Here is a 22,027-nt window from a genome sequence, read left to right as displayed (position 1 = left end):
TCTAGCTATTGAAAGGTATCGCTCTGCAGTTCATCGCAGAGCGGGCAGAAAACTATAGAAAGCTAAGATCATTCAAGTTTTCGACTTCTTAACGTCAGAAGTCTTTTTCCCGCTTTTGGTTTCTGATATGACGATTTTCCACAGAGGTCCTGTCAGCAACGGTAGATCAGCAGGTAAAACACCTGAGTTGTAATAAGATATGCTTCCTTTGATTACATTTTTTCTCCAACTATTTTCCGCATCAAAATACATACGAAAAGTCTTAAGAAACTCCGACCATAAAAGGATTCCTGGCCGTCGTTTTCCGAGTTCGTACGATATCTTCACCCGCCAATCCGCCACCGCACATAAGTACGCATAGAACTGCGGATCAGAACTAGCCTTGCCGCTACCAATCGCCACGTCATATGCGGTCACTTGGCTATGATTCTTCGCGCTACCAATAATGGAGCTATGAAAAGACTTGGCACTAACCTCCTGCTGCCAGCGCAAGCGTGCCTCATTCGGGCTTTCCTGGATGGTTGCCAGGACATTTCCGTCCGTGTAGCGGGTGGCGGCAATGACCTTGCGTTGATCGAGCGGCCCTTTGCCATCGAGTTTCTTTTCCTTGTTATAGGCAGTCGTCATCGAGGCCAATTCGGCTCCGCGTATGGCTTCATCGCGCTCTGGAAACCGGCGATAGCCGGCCGGATCCGGACGATCCTCGGTGGTTGTGTGCAGACCGCTTCCGCTGGTAAGTGCCACTGATGCATCGCAGGGGTCGACTTCCTCCGCCGGTCCCTGATCGGCAACGGTACGGTTTCTCATCATGGACGTTGCGGGAATATTGGCGGGATCGATTTGCGAGGTGCCACGCAAGTCGGCCGGTACCGGTTGTTTCAACGCTTCGCCAGTAATGGTGCGCACGCCATTGCGCTGTTCCACTTTGCTCAACCTGGTATTGACAGGCCACGCCACCGCCTTGTGTTGCGCACGATGACTACGTAAGGAAACTTCCACATGCGACTGTTCGCTTTCTGTCGTGAGCCTTAGTGGAAAATCAAAAGGTGGCGGCTTGCCTACGAACGATACCGTGCTCTTGCCAGTAGCCGGATCCAGCCTGGTCTTGTTGCTGAATACCCGTTGATAAAATCTGCCGCCCAGTTCCGCCAGCGCGCCGCGTACCTGCGAGCGCTCTACCATCTTGGTATGTCCGGAGGAAACGCTGTACCCATCAAGACTGAGAGTCTCTTCCTCTTCCACCAATTCGCTCCCCAATGCATAATCGGGCACGCCGTCCCATCCTATGCCCTGGATGTTATCGAGCGCCACCGTCATATCTTCAGGACAAAAGTATAGATAGACCTTGCGGCGGTTGTCGCGGTCCTCTGCACTCTGCCAGCGGCTGCCGACCATGCCACGATGTTCGTCCTTCTTCAGGTCGGCAAACGGCGGCCTGCAAGCCTGGCCGTTGCCCTTCGCCACGCCGGCAACTATATTCACCAAGGTCTTCAGGCGCGCGCCCAAGGTCTGCGCACCACTGAGCAAATGGTAATAGGGCTTCATTGCCGCGTCTTCGCCGCCATCGAACCACGCGGCGCCTCGCATCAACAGAGGCAAGCTGTCAACCAGGCTGTACGGCGGATGCGTGAGTATCAGATTATCGCCCGGCGCCAGTCCCTTTTCCATCAGCATGGCTTGCGCCAGCAACGACAGCAGACAACCCTGGCTGTGCGCGACGATGCTGACGGTATCATCCGCATCGTAATCGCGGATCATGGAAATGAGCGCCGCCAGCCGCTGGGCCGCCAGCACCATGTACATGCGGCCGGGCGCCGTCCTCAATGGACGCAGGGCATCGCCCATGGGATCGACTGGCGCATAGATGCCCGGACGCCACATATCGGGCAAATTGCTGGTGGCGTTGCCGAAAGGACCGCCTTCCTTGGACAGATCCTTGTCCAGGCGGTTGCCGTAGCGGTCGACAAACTGGCCATTGACGGTGCGGCATTTCTCTCCTACTTCACGGTAGCCCCAGTAAAACGGAATCACGGGGCTATTGGTATCCTTGGCTATCGTGCGCTTGAAGAAGACGGCATCGGGATCGTCTTCCAGTCTGTCCTTGTCCACCGCCACGGGCATGCGATAAGACGCCGGGGTAAAGCCGCGCCCCAGCCTTTGTGTCAGTCCCTCGCACAAGCCGTGTTCCACCGCCTTGTAGCTGACGCCCACGTCGTTGACGCCATGGATGACGATGATGTTGCCCGGCAGGTTGCGGCGTATCTTGACCTTCTTGCACACGCTGCGTTCGCAATGCAGGATCCCCACGTCCTCGCCCACCACGTACGGCGCTTTCGGATAGCTGCCCATCGCACTCTCCCGGCATCATCAATCCTTGTTGTTGAACACTTCGATGGCGGCCAGATGCATCGCGGCGCGCTCCAGCACCTCCGTCTTGCCGCCTTCATCGCTGCGGCCATTTGCCGACGAACCGTCGCCCAGCTTCACGGCAAAGTGCGCTTGCGGCGCCAGTTGCGGTTCTGGCTGCACCCCATCGACGGGGCTGTCATCACCCTCGTATTGAAAAATGAATTGCTGATCCGCCTTGCCCTCGGCAAAGCTTGGCAACTCCACCGCCATGCTTTGCGGGTCATTGAAGACGAAGTTGGGCGCATTGAAGTTCAGCGGCGACTTGCTGCCGAAGGTGATGCCGTCGCCAATGCGGATGAAAGCGCCATGCTTGGAAATCAACACAATTTCATCGGCCATACCCGTCAGCTTGCCCTCGCTGGCGGTGAGCCTCAAATTTTTCGCCGCGTTGAGGTCCATGTCGTCATGCTGGCTTTGCAGCAGGAACTTACCATGGTGGGCGATGGCGCGAATGCCATCCGCGTGGGAAAACAGCGAAATGCCCTTGCCTGCGTTCACACTGTAGCGCTGGCCCGCCACCGCTTGCAGATGCTGCTGCGCCACCGTATCGATGCTGCCGGCGGCATAGCTGATAATGGCTTTCGAACTGGCAAAGCTGATGCCGGCCGGCGCCGTGACGGCAATCGCCGCAGCACCACCCAGCTCGGCACGGGGCTGCGTATTGCTGCCGCCTTCCCAGCCTTTCAAGCTCTGCTGCAACTCCTGCTGCGCCTGCTCATCCTGAGTCAGCGCGTGATGCGTGGCAGCATACGTACCCAGCGAACGGAATAGTTCCAGGCAATTTTCCATCAGGCCCAGATATTCGCTGCGCGCCATGTGGCCGCCATCCCCGTTCAGGCGCTTCCAGGCCGAGATCAGCATTCCCTTGCCTGCCCGCATCGCCAGTTGCTCGTCGGTGCGCAGTTCGGCCCCCTCGCCGCGTGCATCGCCCTGTCCATTGCGTCGATCCTGCGTCAGCCAGCCCAGGTTGAGCTGGCTGGAACCATGGTCGCTGGCAAGCTGGGCATTGATCTGTCCATGGACATCGTCAAAGCGCAACTGATTGCCACGCGTGCCCTTGATCTCGCGGCTCTTGATGCCGGACAAATAACGGTTAGCAGGCAAGTCGCCCGCCTTGCTCAAGGCGATCGGCAACGCGCTGTGGTTATACAACTGTCCCACGATGATGGGCCGGTCCGGGTCGCCCCCCAGGAAGGCCAGCAAGACTTCGCTGCCCACGCGGGGCAAGCCCAGGTAACCGCATTGCTGCATGCTGCCAGGTCCGCTTCCCGCCCAGCTCGACGCGACGCGCACCCAGGCCGAATCGGCATCCGTGTCGGAGGCGCCTGTGCCGCCCGCATGCTGGTGATCCAGCGTGCGCGTGGCAGGAAAGCGGACCTTGACCCGGCCCATCGCGTCGCAATGGACTTCCTCATTGGGCGGCCCCACCACCACGGCGCTTTGCATGGTCACTGGCGGCAAGTCGATGCGCGTGTCGTAGGCCGGCACGATGGGTACGCCGCGCCGCACGGCCGTCAGTTCAATCTGCATGCGCAAGGGGCCGTCGTCCACCGCCGTCAGCTCGCGCTGCGGCAACGATGCGTCATCGGCCAGCCAACGGTTGCGCGCAAACAGACGCTCCACCCTGGCGGCAAGTTCCCTGGGTAAATTATTTTGAGCCGCCACCTGCAGCGACGTGACGACAAAATCGCGCTCGGCCGCAGGCAAGGCGTCGATGTCGGGGTGCTCGGCCAGAGTAAAGTATTCGCCCGGGCACAGGTCGCGCACGCTGCCTTCGGCATGAAAGCAATGGCTCTCATAATCGTGCTGTTGCATGGCCAGCATGCCCAGCTGACACAATGCCTCATGATCGTTGCCCGCGCGCGGCGGCAACACGCGGTAATCGTCAAGCGTGGCCGCAATGGCATTGCCATGCATGCCTTGCTGGCCCCTCCCCAAGGCATCTGCGGTCATGAATGGCCGCGCGCGCGGGTGTTCCTCATTCCAGCTATGACGCGTTACCTTGCCCGCCTGCAGCTTGCGCATTTCGCTCCACGACGTCAGGGTATCGCGCTGTTCCGTCGCGCGGTCCGCGTGATAACGGACGGTGTCCGCCATGTTTTTTCGCAAACCGTCGGCATGGTTGAACAGCACCAGGGTATGCGCCGGCTCGGCATGCGCATCCGTATTGCCCTGCGCACGAAAAAACCAGGCGACGCCGCTGCGCTTGAGCAGGCGCCGCACGAATGCCGCATCGGATTCATTGTGCTGCATGACAAACTCGCGCTGCGGATACGTCTGCGCCTCGAAGAAATCGGCAAACGCATACTGGAAGGCGTGCGCCAGCACGGTATTGCTGCGTATCCATTCGTCGAGCAGGGTCTTGACGATCTCGATATCCGTCAGGCGCCGGAAGACGCGCGTATTGCAGCGCTTTTCCATGATGGAAAAAGCGTCCGTCAGCACCAGCTGGTAGCTGGCCAACGCGCCATCGCTGTCGCCGGCGCTCGCTTGCGTGACGATGGCGCAGATGCTGCGCAGCTGGCCCTGATCGGTGACAATATCGAGTGCGGCGGGCAAGGCAATCAAACTACTGAGCGGCAAATCGGCATGCGTCGAGACGCACAGCACGCGGTATTCGATGCCGCCACAGACGGCCTCGTTGCCGGCGATGCGCTGCGGTATCAGTACACCGGCTGGTATCTTGGGCGAAATACCCAGGCGCAGGCGCAAGGGACGCTGGGCACCCGATATCGACTCGTCACCGTCCATGACGTTCTCCTCATGCGCACTGCATTTAGAGCCTATCCCAGTAGATGAATACATCTCCCTACCGGGATAGGCTCTTAATCAAGCTGGAGAACCGACAATGCCATGGGATGGCAGGGAAATACTTGATATTTAGTAAGAATCCGCCAAGGTTCCCAATACTTCCCTCAACTTTTCCCGCTTGGCAAGCAAGGCGGGATCAAACGCCGTCCACCGCTCCAGCCGCGATGCATACGCCGGCGTCATCATCCAGCCGAACACTTCCGCCTTGTCTTCCTCGGGGCCGTAGGCGGCGTACAGGCTGACGAGGCCCGGCTGCGGGTGGCCCAGATTTTGAAAACCCTTGCCGTAGGCTGTGGCGCCGCCCTGGCCGTAGGCCGTGCCGGGCGGGTTCAGGGCCAGCCAGGCGGGGTCACGGTAATAGAAATCGTTGAACAGCCGGTATTCGATGAAGTGGTAATACTCGTGGTGCACGCGCAGCTCCATGCCGGACGGACACATCGCGGCCAGCAGGTTGTCGGCGTAGACGACGCTGTCGATTTCCGGCGCCGGCATGGCCAGGCGACGCTGGCCTTCCACGCTCAAGTCCTTCACCAGCACGACGCGGCGCAAGCCCATGCGTGCGAAGAAGCCGGCCGGATAGCGCTCCATGGCCGGCAAGACGATGCTGAGCAGCAATTGCAGCCCGGCGCGGTCTTGCTCCGACTCGGTAAAGGCGTGCGCCGCGCTGCCGGGCATGGACAGGGTCCAGGCGGGCGTCAGTTGCAAGGCCGCCAGGCGCGCCGTGGCGATCGCCTGCAATTGCGCCACGCTGGTGTCCTCTGGCGCGACGGGCGCGTAGCGCACGTTCCAGTCGCATTCGCTGCGCATGCTGTCTTGCTGGGCGGCACGCTCGAACGCTTGCGTATAAGCAGTCTTTGACGCGGATGGACCGAAGTTCGTGCAGGCGGACAGCAATACGGCAGCAACACAGGGCAAGAAACGGCAAGCAGGCATGGAATCTTTCACAGACAACAAAATGGGGCGCAATCGCCGCGCCCCATTGTACAAGCCGCTAGTTCCCTACGTCATCAGCGCTGGTAATTCTTGAAGAAATTCCAGCTGATCACGGTGGCGTCCGGGCCCAGTTCATCGCTGAACGGCCAGCCGGGAGGGCCGCCGCTCCACGCATGGTTCATGCCCTCGACCGTGTACTTTTGCGCGATGACGGCGCCGTTGTGCAGGTAGGTGTCGATGGCATAGCTGCGGCCGTACGGCACCGTCTGGCGCACGATGCTGTCGGCGCGGTAGCGCACGCTGTCATTGTCGAGACCATCGTCGCCGTAATCGCTGGTCTGCAGGAATTGCTCGATGGTTTGCTCGCCATTGACCGGGTTGACGACGATGTCGGACGTGCCGTGGAACACCATCGTCGGCATCAATCGGCGCGGCGACCCCGAGCAGCGCCAGGCATCCTTGCCCCGTACTTTCGGATCGAACGAGCTGCCGTTGAACAGCGAATCGGCGGCGGTGACCAGGCCGGTGGCACCCTTGTACATGCCGCCCGAATGCACCATCACGGCGGCGAACACGTCCGAGTAGCAGGCGGCCATGATGGAGGCCATGGCGCCGCCGGCCGAGATGCCCGTCACATACACGCGGCTGTCCTGCACCGCGTACTTGCTCTTGACCTTGTTCAAGATGCCCATCAGCACGGCCGGCTCGCCCGTGCCCCGCTCCTGGTTCAGCGGCAGCATGAAATTCCAGCAACGCATGGGGTTGGCCGTGACGTTCTGGCGCGGATAGACGACGATGAAGTTCTCGCTGTCGGCCAGCTGGTTGTAGCGACTGACGGCCGCCATGCTGTTGGGCTCGGAACCGCAGCCGTGCAGCATCAGCACGACGGGCAGCGGCGTGTTCGGATTGTAATTGCTCGGCAGCCAGACCTGGTATTCACGCGAACCCCACAGGCTCGCATACAGGCCGAAGTCCCACTGGCCGGCTGCGGCCGGCAGCGCGGCCAGCAAGCCGCAGGCGGCGATGATTGCAGATAAGAAGTGACGCAGTTGCTGATGCAGATGTGCTATGCCAGTCTCCTGATTATTATTCACGACGAAAACAGCGACAACAAACCGGCTGGACGCCCGTCAAGCCGGCACTTCCGACCGGCGAGGCCGGACCCAACGGGTCCAGCCCCGCTAGTTGATATCCTTAAAATTTGTAGCCGGCCTTGGCGATGATCTGGCGCGGCGGGCCATAGAAGCCGTCAAGGATGAACACGGCAGGAATGTTGTAGCCATCCGTGCGGTAGCGTTTGTTGCCCAGATTGCTGCCGTGCAAGCTGAAGGTCCAGTGCTTCGGCGCCTCCCACACGACGCCCGCCGTCCAGATGCTGTAGCCGCCCTGCGCCAGGGTTTCGCTCAAGTCCGTCGTCGGGTAGACCTTGCTGCGGTAGCCATAGCCGACCATGCTGCGCAAGGCGCCGCCGAACACGTCGCGGTCCGTGCGCGTCACGTTCAAGCCCACTTGCCGCGCCGGCGTATTGCTGAACTTTTGCGTATCCGCAATGTTCTTGCCACCGCTCATGAACTCGTCATAGCCGGCGTCGAGCAGGGCGAGGAAACCGTTGACTTCCCACTGGCGGTTCGGCCGCCACGAGAATTCGAACTCGGCGCCTTTCACGGTGCCCTTGCCCGCATTCGTGAAGTCACCATAGAAGCCCGGCACGCCGCCCGGCTGCACGTAGCTGGTAAACACCGACAACTGGATATCCTTGTAGCGGTTGTAGAACAGGGCCACGTTGGCGTCGAAGGTGTCGTCCGGCGCCGCGTACTTCATGCCCACTTCCAGCGCGTCGAGCTTTTCATCCTTGTACGGCCGCGCCGAGTCCGGCACCACCAGGTTGTTGGCGCGCACGTTGTAGCCGCCCGACTTGAAACCGCGCGACAGGTTGCTGTAGAAATTCGTCGTCTTCGACGCTTCATAGCGCACGGAAATTTTCGGCGAGGTATTGCTGACCGACAAGGACTTGTCGAAGTCGGCCGCCGTCTGGATGGGCCGCGTAAAGCCCACGTCGGCAAAGGTGCGGTTGAGCACGATGGCGCGCTTTTCCTCGCGCGTGTGGCGCAGGCCCGCATTGATGCTCCACGCCTTGCCCACGGGCCAGGTCCAGTCCGTGTACAGCGCCGTGCTGTCCGTCTCCACCGTGCTGACGGCGGCCGTGAACTGGCGCCCCAGGAAGTTGTTGTAAATGCCGCCGCCCGCCGTGCCTTCGAAGCGGTACAGGCCGATCACGCCGGCGCCGTAGTCGCCGCTGTACGAGGCTTGCAATTCCAGACTCTTCTGCTCGTCGTGCGAATCGCCGAACACGTCGGCGATCGGCTGCGGCAAGCCGTCAAAGTCGATGGTTTGCTCGGACGTGCTGCGCCGCTTGGCGCCGATCACTTTCACGGACCAGTCGTTCGAGACCGTGTAGTTGGCCACCAGCGAGCCGCCGCGGTTGTGTGTGAAGTTGTTGCCCGGCATGCCGCTCTGGATGTCGTACGCATCCGTGCTGGCGGGCCGTTTGAGCGGGTCGAAAGCGCTCACGCCCATGCGCTGGAAGCCGCGCACGCCCGATTTGTCGTCCGTGGCGTCCAGGCTCAGCACGACGGTCAAAGGGATGTCCTGCGGAAAGTAGCCGATGGACAAGCGCGCAGCCGTGCTGTCCTGGTCGCTGACCTGTTTGCCGTTAAACGTGTTGCGGCCGAAACCGTCACGGTCCAGCTTGGCGGCCGCCAGGCGCGCGCGCCAGGTGCCGTTTTCATTGGCCAGGTTGAAGGCAGCCTTGAAGTTGCGCTGGTTGTAATTGCCGATGCCCACTTCCGCCGAGGCGCCGTTTTCCTTCGCCAATGGGCGCGAAATATACTTGATGGCGCCGCCGATGGTGTTCTTGCCGTACAGGGTGCCTTGCGGGCCGCGCAGCACTTCGATGCGCTGCACGTCGAACACGTCGAGCAAGGCGCCTTGCGGACGGGCCATGTAGACGTCGTCGAAATAAATGCCCACGCCCGGGTCCACGCCCCAGACGGGGTCGGCCTGGCCCACGCCGCGGATGAAGGCCGTCAGAGTGGTATTCGTGCCGCGCGACGCGTACACGGTCAGGTTCGGCACGCGCTCCTGCAAGTCGGCCAGGTTCTGGATATTCGCCCGTTCCAGCGCCTTGGCGGAAAACGCCGTGACGGCCAGCGGCACGTCCTGCAGCCGCTCTTCGCGGCGGCGGGCCGAGACCGTCACGGTGTCCATGCGTTCTTTCGCATCGCTGGCTTCCTGGGCAGTGCTGGCGGCAGCGGGGCTGGCTTCCTGGGCATGGGCCTGGGTGGCAAAGGCGCCGGCAACGGCGAGGGCGGCGGGCATCAATTTCAAAGCAAGTTTCATAGCGTCTCCAATGTCAGGCTTGCTTACCGCCAGGGAAGACGGCCGGATTCCAGAATCGCAAGACGTCACGGTACCGGCGCGCGCAATGCGAGCACCTGCCCTGCGATGACTGTTTCCCGGCCTCCTGCCCGTGCGGCGAGTGGCCTGTTTATTTTGAATGTGTGGCGAGGAAGGACTGCAACAAGGTATTCACACGCTGCGCCTGGTCCAGGGGCGTGGCATGGCGCGAGTTCGCGATGATCTCGATCTCGCACTGCTGAAACTGCGCGGCAAAGGCCCGCTTGCTGGCGACGGGCGTGTAATCCTGGTCGGCCGCCATGATGAAGACGGGCATGGCCAGGGCCTGGAAATGGATGTCGATATCCCAGTGGAAAATGGCGTCCAGCGCGGCCAGGTAGGCGCGCTTGTCCATGCCCGCCATCTGCGTGGCGAAGCGCTCGACGAGCGCCTGCTGCGCAGGATCGGGAAACAGTTTCTTGCCGATGATCTTGCCCATGGCTTTCAGGCCGAAGGTGGCGATCACCGTGCGGCGCAGCCAGTAGGCAAACAGCAGCGACGCCGGTTTGCTGCCCTGGAACGGTTGCGAGTTGATCAGGCACAAGCTGGCCACCCTGCCCGGCGCGCGGTTGGCCATTTCCAGGCCCACCATGCCGCCCAGGGAAAAGCCGACGATGTGTGCGCGCGGCACGTCGAGCTGGTCCATCAGGTTGAAGAGGTCGTTGGCAAAGTCGCCGATCTGCCAGTCGCCGTTCGGTGCGGGACTGGCGCCATGGCCGCGCATATCGGGCACGATCAGGCGGTAGCCGCTGCCGAGGGCGTCGATCTGCGGGCGCCAGTCTGCGGCGCAGGAACCGAGGCCGTGCAGCAGAAACACGGGCTCGCCCTGCTCCCTCTCTGTGCCGGGATCGAGGTCGAGGTAATGCAATGGAACATCGGATGTCGTGTGACGCCGCATTCTGTCTCCTTGCTGTTGAACATGCTTTGTGTTCAGGTGCAGGAATATGTTTTCCTGCTGTTGGAAAACATAATACGGAATCCGAATTCCGATTTCAAGTTAAATCGCTAAATATCTCAAGTCAGGTAATTTAAAGCAACACGCACCAGCTCATCTTCCAGCGCCGCACCCGACAAAAAGGACAGCGAACCCGTCAGGGTGTGCTGGTTCAGGATGCCAAGCAGCACGGGCGGCACCACCATCATCGCCTGCGTGGGGTTCGGGTGGCGGATGCTGGACGACTTGCTGGCCAGCACGGCTACCGTGCGTTGCGAGATCAAATGATTGATCTGGTGCACCCTGTCGCGAAATTGCGCATCCTGCGACGCGCGCGTGATCAAGGCCCGCAAGACACCGCTGCGCCCGCCATTCACGGCCACGAACATGGCCACCATGGCGCGGATGAAGTCTTCCAGGCTGCGCCCTTCCCACTGGCGCAGCTCCGTCAGGGTCTCGACCTTTTCCACCATGTCGGAAAAAAAGCGCTGCAACAGCAAGCGGCTCAGGGTGTCCTTGTCGCCCAATAAACGGTAAAACGTGCCCACCGAGGTTTCCGCCAGTTTTGCCAGGTCGGCCACGCCGATTTCATCGAAGCGGTTTTCCGCCAGCAACTGTTCGCCCACCTGCAGCAGACGCTCGAACGCTTGCTTGCTGCGCGCCTGGGTGGGTTCCGGGGGAACGATCATCTGCGGGAAGGGCATCGGAAAGGAAGGCATGCGGCGTCGGCGTCTCTCGATAGTGGAACCATGGTTCCGTTATGGGAGCACGTATTGTAACGCGGGAGACGGACGAAGGGGAGCGCCGCGTGGCGCCCTGGCGTGTGCTACCTGCCCTGCCACTCCATGTAGACGTCGGCGCGCTGATAATGGGCGTCGCCGGCCGGCCGCACCACGTGGGTAAAACCGCTGCTTTCATACAGGCGGATGGCGGGCGCCAGCTTGCTGTTCGACTCCAGGAACAGGAGCTTGGCGCCGCTGGCCTCGAAGGCGTCGAAGGCCCGCTCGATCAGCCGGCGCGCGATGCCCAGGCCCTGGCATTCCGGGGTGACGGCCATCTTCGACAGCTCGATGCTGGCGTCGCCGGCGCGGATCAGGGCGCAGGTGCCGACGATCTTGCCATCGAGGCGCGCGAGGAAAATCTGCCCGCCGTCGTCAAGGATCGAGCGTTGCGGATCGGACAGCACCTTGTCGTCGAGCGCCTCGACATAGAAATAGCGTTCCAGCCATGCGATATTCAGGCGCTTGAAATCGGCCGCATACTGGGCCGCGTAATCGATGATTTCCACGGCAGCCCGCTCGCGCTGGCGCCGGCAGGCGGCGATGGTCTCGCCAAAGCCTTGCGATTGCAGGCGCGCTTCCGCCCGGTCCAGGCTGGCCATCAGCTGCGGCGTGCCCTGCTCGAACACCGCATCGACGGCGGCGCGCACGTCGTCCCACAGGGGCGCCATGTTGCGCAGCAAGGCTAGCCCGGCGTCGGACAGCGCCAGCAGGCGGCGACGCTCGTCCCTGGCGTCCGGCAGCTCCGTCACCACGCCGGCATCGAGCAGCTTGCGCCCCAGCTGCACCACCACCGGATGCGTCTGCCCGATCTGCGCGGCCAGGGCCGTGATGGACGTGGGGCCGTTGTCGCGCAGCAGCAATAACAGGGGGAAACAACGCGACGTCAGTTCGACGCCGGCGGCCTGATAGCTGGTATCGACGCCCGCATACAGTTGATCGGAAAGACGGCGCAGGCGGCTGGCCAGCATCAGGGAGCCGTAGGTTTGCAAGTTGGAAGACATGTTGGGCGAAATATATGTAAGTAGTTACGTATACCCTAACGTAAACGGGCTTTCCAGGTCAAGGGCCAGCGACCGCCCTGCAACAGGCCACGTCGCTGTCAGAACACGCCAGCCTTGCCCGCATCAAAGGCTTCCCTCCACAAATGGTAGCCCTCCAGTTCGCTTTCATGCACAGCTTCATAGCCAATCAGTGACTGCCCCTGCGCCGCGCCCGGGCTGCGATTCGGAGCGTGGCCTATCCTGACTGTCCAGTTGCCGTCCAGCGCAGCGGCCTGCGCCTCCTCGGCCGTGGCGAACTCGTATTCGCCGTATGCACAGCCGATGATCAACAGGTAATCGTCCTCCGTTGCCACGATGTCCTTGCCGCCCATGTAAATCGCCTCGCCGCGGCCGACCTCGACTGTATCTATCTTCAACACCTTGGAAACAGAAAACTTGCCGCCCTCGTCTTGGGAAAGCAGCAGATCTCCTTGCTTGAAAGGAAAAGTTTTATAGTCGGGAGGGAAGAAATTTCCTGCAATCATGTGTATTCCTGTCAGTTTATATTTACATCAATCTTCATCGGCCAGCGCCGCTTGCAGCCGGGCCCGGAACACGGCCCCGGCCATTTCGCCCAAGGTCGGCCACACCTGCATCAGCCAGCGCTTGCCCTCCTCGCTCACCGCCACATACGGCGCGTCGCGCGTGGCGCAGGCCTGGCCTATCGCGATGACTTGCCCCGCATCGTCCAGGCCGCCCGCGATCATGGCATCGATGGGGAATACGATCAGCTCGGCGGTCAGCTGCGGACGCAGCAGGCAGGCGGGCGCGATGATGGCGAACGACGCTTCCACATAATTCCAGCAATTGGTGGGCCAGTGGGCGTTTTTCACGTTTTCCAGGAAGACAGTATCACTGAGCGTTTCCGGATGGGCTTGCGCCTGCGCATAAAAAGCGGCCAGGGCGACGAGTTGTGGCGGGGAAGTCCAGGTTGACATCGAGAATGATCCAAGGCGGGCGGCGATGGCGGACTGTAGCATGCCCAGCAGACGCGCCGGAACACGGCTGGCCCGGGCATAATGGCGCCGTTACCACTCTCAGCAATGACACCCATGCCGACATCGTTCGAACACTGGAAAACCGAACTTTTAATTTTGGGCAACATCGTCCAGGACGACGACCGCACCACGCCGCCCGATGAAGCCCAGCAGCGCTTCCAGCGCTACTGCGCCATGCTGGACGCGCTGACGGGCAAGGAAGGCGCGCAATACGCACTGGCCATCTTTCAATCCGTGCAAGCCGAACACGATTACGGCGCCTATCAGATAGCCAACCGAGCCGCCTGGCGCTACGGCGAAACGGCGTATTGCATGGCCCTGCTGCAGGAACTGCCGCGCCTGATCGCCACCTTGCCCGACTGGGCGGGGGAGTTTCTCGTCGGTATCGCCAATGGCGCCGGAACGCCTCACGCCTCGGCCATTGCCTGCTTCAACGCCCTGCTGGCCGGCGCACCGCCCGCGCCTCAGGCGCTGATCGCGGCCTTTATTGCCGAGGAAGAAGACGATGGCTGGTTCGAGCATTGCCCTGGCGTGCTGGGCGCCATTGCCTGCGAGCGCTACGCGGGCATCATGCCTGGCCACGCTGGCGCCCCCAGCTACCGGCTGTTCCTGCTGCCCGGCGAAGGCGGCGCCCTGCCCTGGCAAGCCGCGCTCGACTGGGCCGCGGCGCGCGGCGCCTGCCTGCCCACGCGCAGCGAACTGGCCTTACTGCACGCCAACTTGCGCGACGCCTTCCCGGATGCCTGGTACTGGTCGTCGGAAGCGGACGCCATCCTGCCCCGCCTGGCCTGGAGCCACGATTTCGATAACGGCACCCAATACAACTTTCGCAAGACCTACAGCGGCCGCGCCTGCGCCGTGCGCCGGGTCGCATTGGCGCCAGCGGCGGCCGCACCCGTCCCCTTGCGGCAGGGCGAGCGCTATGCCGGCCTGATTCTCGGCAAGGATGGCGCGCCCGATTACCACCTGGTGCTGCAGCCGGACGAGTGCGAGCTGGAGTACCATTCCTGGCAAGCCGCATCAGACTGGGCCGCCAGCCTCGGTCACAGCCTGCCCAGCCGGCGCGAGCAGACCTTGCTGTATGCGACATTGAAAGAGGCATTCCGGCCAAACTGGCACTGGTCGAGCGAGCCGGGCGACATCGAAGACGAAGCCTGGTGCAAGGACTTTGACACGGGCGTCGCCTATCAGACTTTGCGCGAGTTCGACGGCTACGCGCTCTGCGTGCGCCGGGTGCTTGTATAGTGCGCGTTTGCTCAGCCGAGCTGTCCCATCAAGGAAAACCATGCTGTTATCACTCGACGATCCTCTCTGGCCCACCCTGGAAGGCGGCTACCGCATACCCTACGACGTGGCCGAGGCGCTCAAGGCCATGCGGGCGGGCGAAGACGTGTGGCATGAGCTGTGGGAAGAGCTGCACCACCAAGGCGACGTGGGCGTCGCCTCGTATGCGGCCGTGCCCCAGCTCGTCGCCATGCTGGGCGGCGCGCAAGCGCGCGAGGAAGATTTCTATGCGCTCATCGCCCTGATTGAAATCGAGCGCCACCGCCAGCACAATCCGCCTCTGCCGGACTGGCTGGCCGACAGTTACCGCGATGCCTGGGCCCAACTACCCGCCATCGCCGCGCGCGACTTGCAGGGCCAGCTCGACCCCGTCATGCTCGAATCCGTGTTCGCCGTGCTGGCCCTGGCCAAGGGCAAGCTGCGGCTGGGCGCTGCCCTGATGCACATGGATAGCTCGGAAGTGGACGAGTGGCTGGAAGAGCGTCTCGGCTGGTCCGAGGTCTATGGCAAGAACGCGTAAGAGTCAGAAACGCTCGTCGCGCAGCGCGGGCATCACCAGTTCGCGCACGAAGGAGGCATTCGACAGGTTCAGCAGCATGCGCACGACGGCGACGACGTCATGCACAGGAATCAGTTCGCCCTCGCCGCGCGCGCTAGCATCCGCCAGCGGCACGGACAAGCCATCATAGGTATTCAGATAGCCGAGCTGCAGCGCCGTCACGGCCAGTCCCTGCGCGCGGAACCCTTCGCGCAAGGCGTCGGCGATGCCGTTCAAGGCGAATTTCGACGCGCTGAACGTCACTTCGGGGCGGCCGCTCTGGCGCAGGCCGGACGTGGACCCCGTGAGTATCAGCTGCGGCTTGCCGCTGGCCAGCAAGCGCGGCACCAGACGCTTGAGCAGCAGGATGGTCGACGTGATGTTGGTATTGACCATGTCGACGATAGTATCGTCCGCATCGCCGAGGAAAGTGTAGTCGTCGCTGAAGGCTTTTTCTTCCCACACGCCCAGGTTGTAGATCACCGCGTCCAGCGCGGCGGGCGCTTCGTGGGCGATGCGTTCGACCGCCTCCGCGGGTGCGGCCAGGTCCGCCGCGATCCATTGCAGCTGCGTGCCCAGGCCAGCGGGCAAGTCGGCGGGCTGCTGGCGCGATACGCCGATGACGGCATGTCCGTCAGCAAGCAAACCGTCCACCAGCGCGCGTCCCAGGCCCCGGCTGGCGCCCACGATCATGATATGCATACAGTGTCCTTTCCAATGAAGTCAACGCGAATGATAGCGGCGTTGTATTAAGCACAGCTGAGGCGACTCCCCGCGCGGGCACCCTGCCACGGCGTTTACTCACGCGGCGGAAATGCGTATGCTAGGTCTGGCAATCTCCGATAACACACAAGAACGAGACACATGCCTACTTCCAACACCGCTGCCATCAACGCCGCAAGCCGTCCCCTCACCCAACAAGACTACAAAACCCTGTCGCTGGCCGCCCTCGGCGGCGCGCTGGAGTTCTACGACTTCATCATCTTCGTCTTCTTTGCCAACGCCATCGGCCAATTGTTCTTCCCGCCGGAAATGCCGGAATGGCTGCGTTTGCTGCAAACCTTCGGCATCTTTGCCGCCGGCTACGTCGTGCGTCCGCTGGGCGGCATCGTCATGGCCCACTTCGGCGATTTGCTCGGCCGCAAGCGCATGTTTACTCTCTCCATCCTGATGATGGCCGTGCCGACACTGCTGATCGGCCTGCTGCCCACCTACGCCAGCATCGGCCTGGCCGCCCCGCTGCTGCTGCTCTTGATGCGCGTCTTCCAGGGCGCGGCCGTGGGCGGCGAAGTGCCGGGCGCCTGGGTGTTTGTCTCTGAACACGTACCGAGCCGTTTCACGGGCTTTGCCTGCGGCGTGCTGACGGCGGGTCTGACGGTCGGCATCCTGCTCGGTTCGCTCGTCGCGACGGGCTTGAACACCGTCTACACGCCGGCGGAAATCAGCGAGGGCGCCTGGCGCTATCCCTTCCTGCTGGGCGGCATCTTCGGCTTCGGCGCCATGTATCTGCGCCGCTGGCTGCATGAAACCCCCGTCTTTGCCGAAATGCAGCAGCGCAAGGCGCTAGCGACGGAAATGCCCTTGAAATCCGTGCTGCGCAGCCACCGCGGCGCCGTCGCCGTGTCCATGCTGCTGACCTGGATGCTGTCGGCCGGCATCGTCGTCGTCATTTTGATGACGCCTGCCCTGCTGCAAAAGATCCACCACATCGCCCCGCGCACCACCTTGGTCGCCAATACCGTGGCGACCCTGTGCCTGGCCTTCGGCTGCATCATCGCCGGCATGCTGGCCGACCGCCTGGGCGGCAAGCGCGTGATCTTCGTCGGCTCCGTGCTGCTGGCCATTTCCACGTACCTCTTTTACACCACCGTCGGCACCCGCCCCGACCTGCTGCTGCCCCTGTACGCGATGACGGGTTTGTTCGTCGGCGTCGTCGGCGCCGTGCCCTACGTGCTGGTGCAAGCGTTTCCGGCCCAGGTGCGCTTCTCGGGACTGTCGTTTTCCTACAACTTGTCGTATGCGATTTTCGGCGGCCTGACGCCCGTGGTCGTGACCCTGATGCTGAAGAACAACGTACTGGGCCCCGCCTATTACGTGATCGGCGTGTGCGTAATCGGCATGCTGACGGCGCTGTTCATCAAGGACCAGCGGCAGACGGTGGGACGCTAGAGTCGCGCAGCGCGCGGGGGTGACTTCGTGCGCTGCAGCAACTGCCCATGGAATCGATCAAGAAAATAGCAATAGAAAGTCTTCAAAGGAATTTGAAATCTTTCGCCAGTAATCATCGTCCCACAAGATGACGGAAGGCGCGCTTCGAGCGCCCCTGTAATCGAGACAGAACTGACTCCCGTCACCGGCCATGCCGAAACAAATGACTTCTGTAAAATCAACGATGTCCGCAATGGCTCCCGGGCCAGCACTGCCGCTTCCAGGCTCCCCATAGCAGCCATCACCTGTGAAAAACGCCTCTAGCTGCGCTGTCTGGGCAGTCAGTTCGACCTCATCCATATAGATGTGAGCCAATTCCGTCTGCAAGACGTTGCCGAAGGAATCGAGCTCTTCCTTCAGTCTCAAATTGCAGAATCCTGCCGCATTCCGATACCTTGCTGCAAAAGCAACATACTCGATGGGTAAATCCATACCGTTGATCTGCATCACTGACGTTACCTTTCACAAGCGGAGCATGATATTAAAACAAACTTACCTCTGCGCCACCTTCTGGAGCTTTTTTTCGCCCCGATTTTGTCGCGCTGCACCAAATTCTGAAAAGGCGTTTCATATCGCGGAATCCTGATGAGCAATGCTCCACCCCGCCGCTCTCACTTTTTGAAAATTCATTCCACATCCTGAAAAATAATAATTAAGCCCTTGAAAAACAAAGACTTAATTTAAGTTATATGTCTTATATAAGACTTGAACATCGGCGCCAATAAGCCTACTATTTAGTCATGTAGTTCGCATCGACAAAGCGGCGCACTCGACGATTTTCTCAAACTTAGTTTTTCTTTAGGAGATACACATGTCCCAATATCAAGACGACATCAAGGCTGTTGCCGGTTTGAAAGAGCAACAAGGTAGCGCATGGAATGCCATCAATCCCGAGTCCGCCGCCCGCATGCGCGCCCAGAACAAGTTCAAGACCGGCCTGGACATCGCCAAGTACACGGCGAAGATCATGCGCAACGACATGGCCGCCTACGATGCGGACCCGTCCAAGTACACCCAGTCGCTCGGTTGCTGGCATGGTTTCATCGGTCAACAGAAGATGATCTCGATCAAGAAGCACTTCAACAGCACCGACCGCCGCTACCTCTACCTGTCCGGCTGGATGGTCGCCGCTCTGCGCTCCGAGTTCGGCCCGCTGCCAGACCAGTCCATGCATGAAAAAACGGCCGTCTCGGCCCTGATCAAGGAGCTCTACACTTTCCTGCGCCAGGCCGATGCCCGCGAACTGGGCGGCCTGTTCCGCCAGCTGGACGCGGCTCAAGGTGCTGAAAAGCAAGCCATCCAGGCCAAGATCGACGGCCACGTCACCCACGTCGTGCCCATCATCGCCGACATCGACGCCGGTTTCGGCAATGCCGAAGCGACCTACCTGCTGGCGAAACAGTTCATCGAAGCGGGCGCCTGCTGCATCCAGATCGAAAACCAGGTGTCCGACGAGAAACAATGCGGCCACCAGGACGGTAAAGTCACGGTGCCGCACGAAGACTTCCTGGCCAAGATCCGCGCCATCCGCTACGCCTTCCTGGAACTGGGCGTGGACGACGGCATCATCGTCGCCCGCACGGACTCCCTGGGCGCCGGCCTGACCAAGCAGATCGCCGTCACCAATGAACCAGGCGACCTGGGCGACCAATACAACTCCTTCCTCGACTGCGAAGAAGTGTCCGCCGACGCGCTGGGCAATGGCGACGTCATCATCAAGCGCGAAGGCAAGCTGCTGCGTCCAAAACGCCTGCCGAGCAACCTGTTCCAGTTCCGCGCCGGTACCGGCGAAGAGCGTTGCGTGCTCGATTGCATCACCTCGCTGCAAAACGGCGCCGACCTGCTGTGGATCGAAACGGAAAAACCGCATATCGCGCAAATCGGCGGCATGGTCAGCGAAATCCGCAAGGTCATCCCGAACGCCAAGCTGGTGTACAACAACAGCCCATCGTTCAACTGGACCCTGAACTTCCGCCAGCAAATCTTCGATAGCATGAAAGCGGCAGGCAAGGACGTATCCGCCTACGACCGTGCCCAGCTGATGAGCGTGGAATACGACCAGACGGAGCTGGCGCTCGCCGCCGACGAGAAGATCCGCACCTTCCAGGCCGACTCGGCCCGCGAAGCCGGCATCTTCCACCACCTGATCACCCTGCCGACCTACCATACGGCCGCCTTGTCGACCGACAACCTGGCCAAGGAATACTTCGGCGACCAGGGCATGCTGGGCTACGTGGCCGGCGTGCAGCGCAAGGAAATCCGCCAGGGCATCGCCTGCGTGAAGCATCAAAACATGTCCGGTTCGGACATCGGCGACGATCACAAGGATTACTTCAGCGGTGAAGCGGCGCTCAAAGCTGCCGGCAAAGACAACACCATGAACCAGTTCTGAGCTTTTGGCTTGACTGTAGAGTGAGAAAGCCCGCTTCGGCGGGCTTTTTTGCGTCTGAACGTTGCGTAGCGTCAGACCTGGAATACACACTTATACACATTCTGTGTATGATTATAGATAGCAGTACTTGGGAGCGACGCATGAACTCAAGTCTTTTGATCCGAATGCTGAAAGAGGATGGCTGGGAAGAGGTACGCGTCAAAGGCAGCCACCATCACTTCAAACATGCTGAAAAGCCTGGCCTGGTCACGGTACCGCATCCGAAAAAAGACCTGCCTGTCGGCACGTGGAACAGCATATTGAGATCCGCAGGGCTGAAGTAAGAATGTCTATTGCGTATTGCAGAGTTCGATAAATAGTAACTGAGGGAGGAGCAATGGATATCCCTGTTGTCATTTTTAAAGATGCCGATAGTGTGTACGGTGTGAACGTCCCCGACATCAAAGGCGTCCACTCGTGGGGCGATAGCGTGGAAGACGCGCTCAACAACGTCCGGGCAGCCATCACCAGTCACATCGAGACACTGCTGGAGCTGGGCGAACCCGTGGATATCACGCAAAGCAAGATCGAAGCTCTACAGGCCAATCCTGAGCATGCGGGTGGCATCTGGGCACTGGTCCACCTCGACCTAGAAAAACTCGATAGCAAGCCCGAACGCATCAACATCAGCCTGCCGCGCTTTGTGCTGAGCAAGATCGACCGCTATGCGGCAGCGCGGCACGAGACGCGCAGCGGCCTGCTGTCGCGTGCGGCGCTCAGCTTGATCGAGGCCGAAGCCAAGGGAGGCGGAGTGCGGTGATGCCAATGACTTAACGGCAATCGATATCGATCTCGTTCTGCCCGGCCTTGCTGCCCTTCCTGTAGGTGAATTCACAAAGGCTGACACTGTCGTCCATTCTCTTCGACAGTGTCACCTCACCATGCGCGCCGTAACTGCATTGCAGCCACTTGCCGTCTGGATAGGAGCCTTCCAGACGGTAGCTGAGTATCGTATGCCCTTTCTTCGTGCGCTCCCCGCCGGGCACGAGCTGCCCCCTGCGCTCCGGTGCGCCGTCGATCGGCGCTGCGGCGCTCAGATAGAGCGGGCTGTCGACATACGGCGTCCAGCCAGCCGGCACGGCATTCAGCGTTATCGAGATCGCAGGCACGCTCTCCGGGCAAGCGAGCGAGATGGCCACGGCAGCCTGCGTGAACACAGGGAAAATGCAGCAGGCGGCGCCGCTCAACAAACGCTGATGTTGCATGGATGCCCCTCTATTCGATGACGAAAAAAGCATCGGCATGGGGTTCTCCGGGGGATGAAGAAGAGTCTTACGATACATCGGGGAAACTATGAGAGGCTTGAGAAGCGACAAGGTTTGCGGGAGAGTAATGATTACTCAAATTGGATTGCACATCTGTATTCGAATGAATACAGTTATCTCAGAAGACGGACACAAAAACCAAGCACTTCAGCAACTGCTTGTCCGATATCAAGGACGCCAAGACTAGGGCAATCATCGCTCAGCACATTGTCCGGTTGGAAAACGGGCTGGATCTGGAAGACTTCGATCCAGTGGAATACATTACCAGCGATGAAGCCGCCGCCTACATCACGCAGGCGCTGGCAACGAACGACGCCGCCATATTTGCCGCCGCCATTGGCGATATCGCGCGCGCGGCATGACCGAAATTGCCAAAGCGGCTGGACTGGGGCGCGAGAGTCCGTACAAAGCACTGCGCCCGAATAGCCAGCCGCGCATGGAAACCATGACTCGCGTACTGGGTGCGCTTGGGGTGCGGCTGGTGGCGGAGGTTATTGGGAATGGGGAGACGGTGACGGAGGATGGCGCTCCCAGAAAAGCGGTGGCTGCGAAACCGCGCTCGCGGGGCAAGCCGGCGGTAGCGAAGCCTGCAGCTGCCCAGGGCTAGGTCTGCCACAAATCCCGACACGCCCTTACCTAGATCTATTCGGACTTTGTCGGGATAGTTTCATAGCCTATCGAGGAGGTCAAAGGATCGGAGCTAATGGCCCGCCCCTCTTTGAATCGACCAACTATTGCCATCGCGCGGGCAGCTTCGTGCGCCAATACGGTACATTCTGGAAAATATGGGGAATTGAGAAGCGACAAGGTTTGCGGGGGAATAACGGTGATGGCAGCGTCCGTGAATTAAGCATCCCGCGTCGCTGTGCAGTACATGGGTTGTACAGGACTTCGGTAAGCCGCATCTCGTCTACAAAACAGATTATGTATTTGAGCGT

21 protein-coding genes are annotated in these 22,027 nt (G+C 60.9%); 8 read left to right on the top strand and 13 right to left on the bottom strand.

Annotated features, from left to right (window positions below; all coding sequences use genetic code 11):
* Positions 1-72: 72 nt before the first annotated feature.
* The 10 genes from ACQ4W4_RS13945 to ACQ4W4_RS13900 all read right to left on the bottom strand — a co-directional run bounded on the left by ACQ4W4_RS13945 (position 73) and on the right by ACQ4W4_RS13900 (position 13,303).
* Entirely contained in the window at positions 73-2,349 is a 2,277-nt protein-coding gene (locus ACQ4W4_RS13945) for a T6SS effector phospholipase Tle3 domain-containing protein (protein ID WP_436542502.1), read from the bottom strand.
* Positions 2,350-2,367: 18 nt separating this feature from the next.
* Positions 2,368-5,160: a type VI secretion system Vgr family protein gene (locus ACQ4W4_RS13940; RefSeq protein WP_436542501.1), complete on the bottom strand. Its 2,793-nt coding sequence runs from the start codon at positions 5,158-5,160 to the stop codon at positions 2,368-2,370.
* A 129-nt stretch (positions 5,161-5,289) separates the two neighbouring features.
* Positions 5,290-6,027, bottom strand: a complete 738-nt coding sequence (locus tag ACQ4W4_RS13935) for a hypothetical protein (protein ID WP_436542500.1) — start codon at positions 6,025-6,027, stop codon at positions 5,290-5,292.
* Positions 6,028-6,227: 200 nt separating this feature from the next.
* Positions 6,228-7,247: an extracellular catalytic domain type 1 short-chain-length polyhydroxyalkanoate depolymerase gene (locus tag ACQ4W4_RS13930; RefSeq protein ID WP_436542499.1), complete on the bottom strand. Its 1,020-nt coding sequence runs from the start codon at positions 7,245-7,247 to the stop codon at positions 6,228-6,230.
* Positions 7,248-7,347: 100 nt separating this feature from the next.
* Complete coding sequence (locus ACQ4W4_RS13925) at positions 7,348-9,552, bottom strand: TonB-dependent receptor (RefSeq protein WP_436542498.1); 2,205 nt, start codon at positions 9,550-9,552, stop codon at positions 7,348-7,350.
* Between the two features lie 148 nt (positions 9,553-9,700).
* Positions 9,701-10,507 (bottom strand): alpha/beta fold hydrolase, encoded by an 807-nt coding sequence (locus tag ACQ4W4_RS13920; RefSeq protein WP_436542497.1) that lies wholly within the window; start codon positions 10,505-10,507, stop codon positions 9,701-9,703.
* Between the two features lie 116 nt (positions 10,508-10,623).
* The gene (locus tag ACQ4W4_RS13915; RefSeq protein ID WP_198521383.1) at positions 10,624-11,262 is read right to left on the bottom strand and encodes a TetR/AcrR family transcriptional regulator; all 639 of its coding nucleotides are present in this window, start codon (positions 11,260-11,262) and stop codon (positions 10,624-10,626) included.
* A 107-nt stretch (positions 11,263-11,369) separates the two neighbouring features.
* Positions 11,370-12,326, bottom strand: coding sequence for a bifunctional helix-turn-helix transcriptional regulator/GNAT family N-acetyltransferase (locus tag ACQ4W4_RS13910; protein ID WP_436542496.1), 957 nt, complete (start codon positions 12,324-12,326; stop codon positions 11,370-11,372).
* A 98-nt stretch (positions 12,327-12,424) separates the two neighbouring features.
* Entirely contained in the window at positions 12,425-12,850 is a 426-nt protein-coding gene (locus tag ACQ4W4_RS13905; RefSeq protein ID WP_436542495.1) for a hypothetical protein, read from the bottom strand.
* A 27-nt stretch (positions 12,851-12,877) separates the two neighbouring features.
* Positions 12,878-13,303 carry a hypothetical protein gene (locus ACQ4W4_RS13900; RefSeq protein WP_436542494.1) on the bottom strand — a complete coding sequence of 142 codons (426 nt, stop codon included), beginning with the start codon at positions 13,301-13,303 and terminating at the stop codon, positions 12,878-12,880.
* Between the two features lie 114 nt (positions 13,304-13,417).
* On the opposite strand from ACQ4W4_RS13900, the gene ACQ4W4_RS13895 reads away from it, so the two are divergent.
* Both ACQ4W4_RS13895 and ACQ4W4_RS13890 read left to right on the top strand, forming a co-directional pair.
* On the top strand, positions 13,418-14,608 hold the full coding sequence (locus ACQ4W4_RS13895) for an Lcl C-terminal domain-containing protein (RefSeq protein WP_436542493.1): 1,191 nt from the start codon (positions 13,418-13,420) through the stop codon (positions 14,606-14,608).
* A 40-nt stretch (positions 14,609-14,648) separates the two neighbouring features.
* Positions 14,649-15,167, top strand: a complete 519-nt coding sequence (locus ACQ4W4_RS13890) for a hypothetical protein (RefSeq protein ID WP_436542492.1) — start codon at positions 14,649-14,651, stop codon at positions 15,165-15,167.
* Between the two features lie 3 nt (positions 15,168-15,170).
* Here the strand turns inward: ACQ4W4_RS13890 and ACQ4W4_RS13885 are convergent, their stop codons facing one another.
* A complete protein-coding gene (locus tag ACQ4W4_RS13885) occupies positions 15,171-15,887 on the bottom strand; it encodes an SDR family oxidoreductase (RefSeq protein WP_436542491.1) in 717 nt (238 codons plus the stop codon).
* Between the two features lie 162 nt (positions 15,888-16,049).
* Between ACQ4W4_RS13885 and ACQ4W4_RS13880 the strand changes: the two genes are divergently transcribed.
* Positions 16,050-17,354, top strand: a complete 1,305-nt coding sequence (locus tag ACQ4W4_RS13880; RefSeq protein ID WP_436542490.1) for an MFS transporter — start codon at positions 16,050-16,052, stop codon at positions 17,352-17,354.
* Between the two features lie 57 nt (positions 17,355-17,411).
* Here ACQ4W4_RS13880 and ACQ4W4_RS13875 read toward each other — a convergent pair whose 3' ends face one another.
* On the bottom strand, positions 17,412-17,840 hold the full coding sequence (locus ACQ4W4_RS13875; protein WP_436542692.1) for an SMI1/KNR4 family protein: 429 nt from the start codon (positions 17,838-17,840) through the stop codon (positions 17,412-17,414).
* A 364-nt stretch (positions 17,841-18,204) separates the two neighbouring features.
* Between ACQ4W4_RS13875 and ACQ4W4_RS13870 the strand changes: the two genes are divergently transcribed.
* From ACQ4W4_RS13870 to ACQ4W4_RS13860, 3 genes are all read left to right on the top strand, one after another.
* Positions 18,205-19,785: an isocitrate lyase gene (locus tag ACQ4W4_RS13870; protein ID WP_436542489.1), complete on the top strand. Its 1,581-nt coding sequence runs from the start codon at positions 18,205-18,207 to the stop codon at positions 19,783-19,785.
* 140 nt (positions 19,786-19,925) lie between these two features.
* Positions 19,926-20,108: a type II toxin-antitoxin system HicA family toxin gene (locus ACQ4W4_RS13865; RefSeq protein WP_436542488.1), complete on the top strand. Its 183-nt coding sequence runs from the start codon at positions 19,926-19,928 to the stop codon at positions 20,106-20,108.
* 53 nt (positions 20,109-20,161) lie between these two features.
* The gene (locus ACQ4W4_RS13860; protein ID WP_436542487.1) at positions 20,162-20,584 is read left to right on the top strand and encodes a type II toxin-antitoxin system HicB family antitoxin; all 423 of its coding nucleotides are present in this window, start codon (positions 20,162-20,164) and stop codon (positions 20,582-20,584) included.
* A 10-nt stretch (positions 20,585-20,594) separates the two neighbouring features.
* Here ACQ4W4_RS13860 and ACQ4W4_RS13855 read toward each other — a convergent pair whose 3' ends face one another.
* Entirely contained in the window at positions 20,595-21,029 is a 435-nt protein-coding gene (locus ACQ4W4_RS13855; protein ID WP_436542486.1) for an STY0301 family protein, read from the bottom strand.
* Positions 21,030-21,247: 218 nt separating this feature from the next.
* Between ACQ4W4_RS13855 and ACQ4W4_RS13850 the strand changes: the two genes are divergently transcribed.
* Together ACQ4W4_RS13850 and ACQ4W4_RS13845 are read left to right on the top strand one after the other, a co-directional pair.
* Positions 21,248-21,451 carry a helix-turn-helix domain-containing protein gene (locus tag ACQ4W4_RS13850; protein ID WP_436542485.1) on the top strand — a complete coding sequence of 68 codons (204 nt, stop codon included), beginning with the start codon at positions 21,248-21,250 and terminating at the stop codon, positions 21,449-21,451.
* Positions 21,448-21,696, top strand: a complete 249-nt coding sequence (locus ACQ4W4_RS13845; RefSeq protein ID WP_436542484.1) for a helix-turn-helix domain-containing transcriptional regulator — start codon at positions 21,448-21,450, stop codon at positions 21,694-21,696. The genes ACQ4W4_RS13850 and ACQ4W4_RS13845 overlap by 4 nt, the downstream gene beginning before the upstream one ends.
* Positions 21,697-22,027: the final 331 nt, after the last annotated feature.

Origin of the sequence: Janthinobacterium glycogeni (assembly GCF_051380725.1) — a bacterium.
Classification (GTDB): domain Bacteria; phylum Pseudomonadota; class Gammaproteobacteria; order Burkholderiales; family Burkholderiaceae_D; genus Janthinobacterium.
Note: the sequence above shows the minus strand (reverse complement) of the source record. Positions and strands in the feature narration are given on the sequence as shown.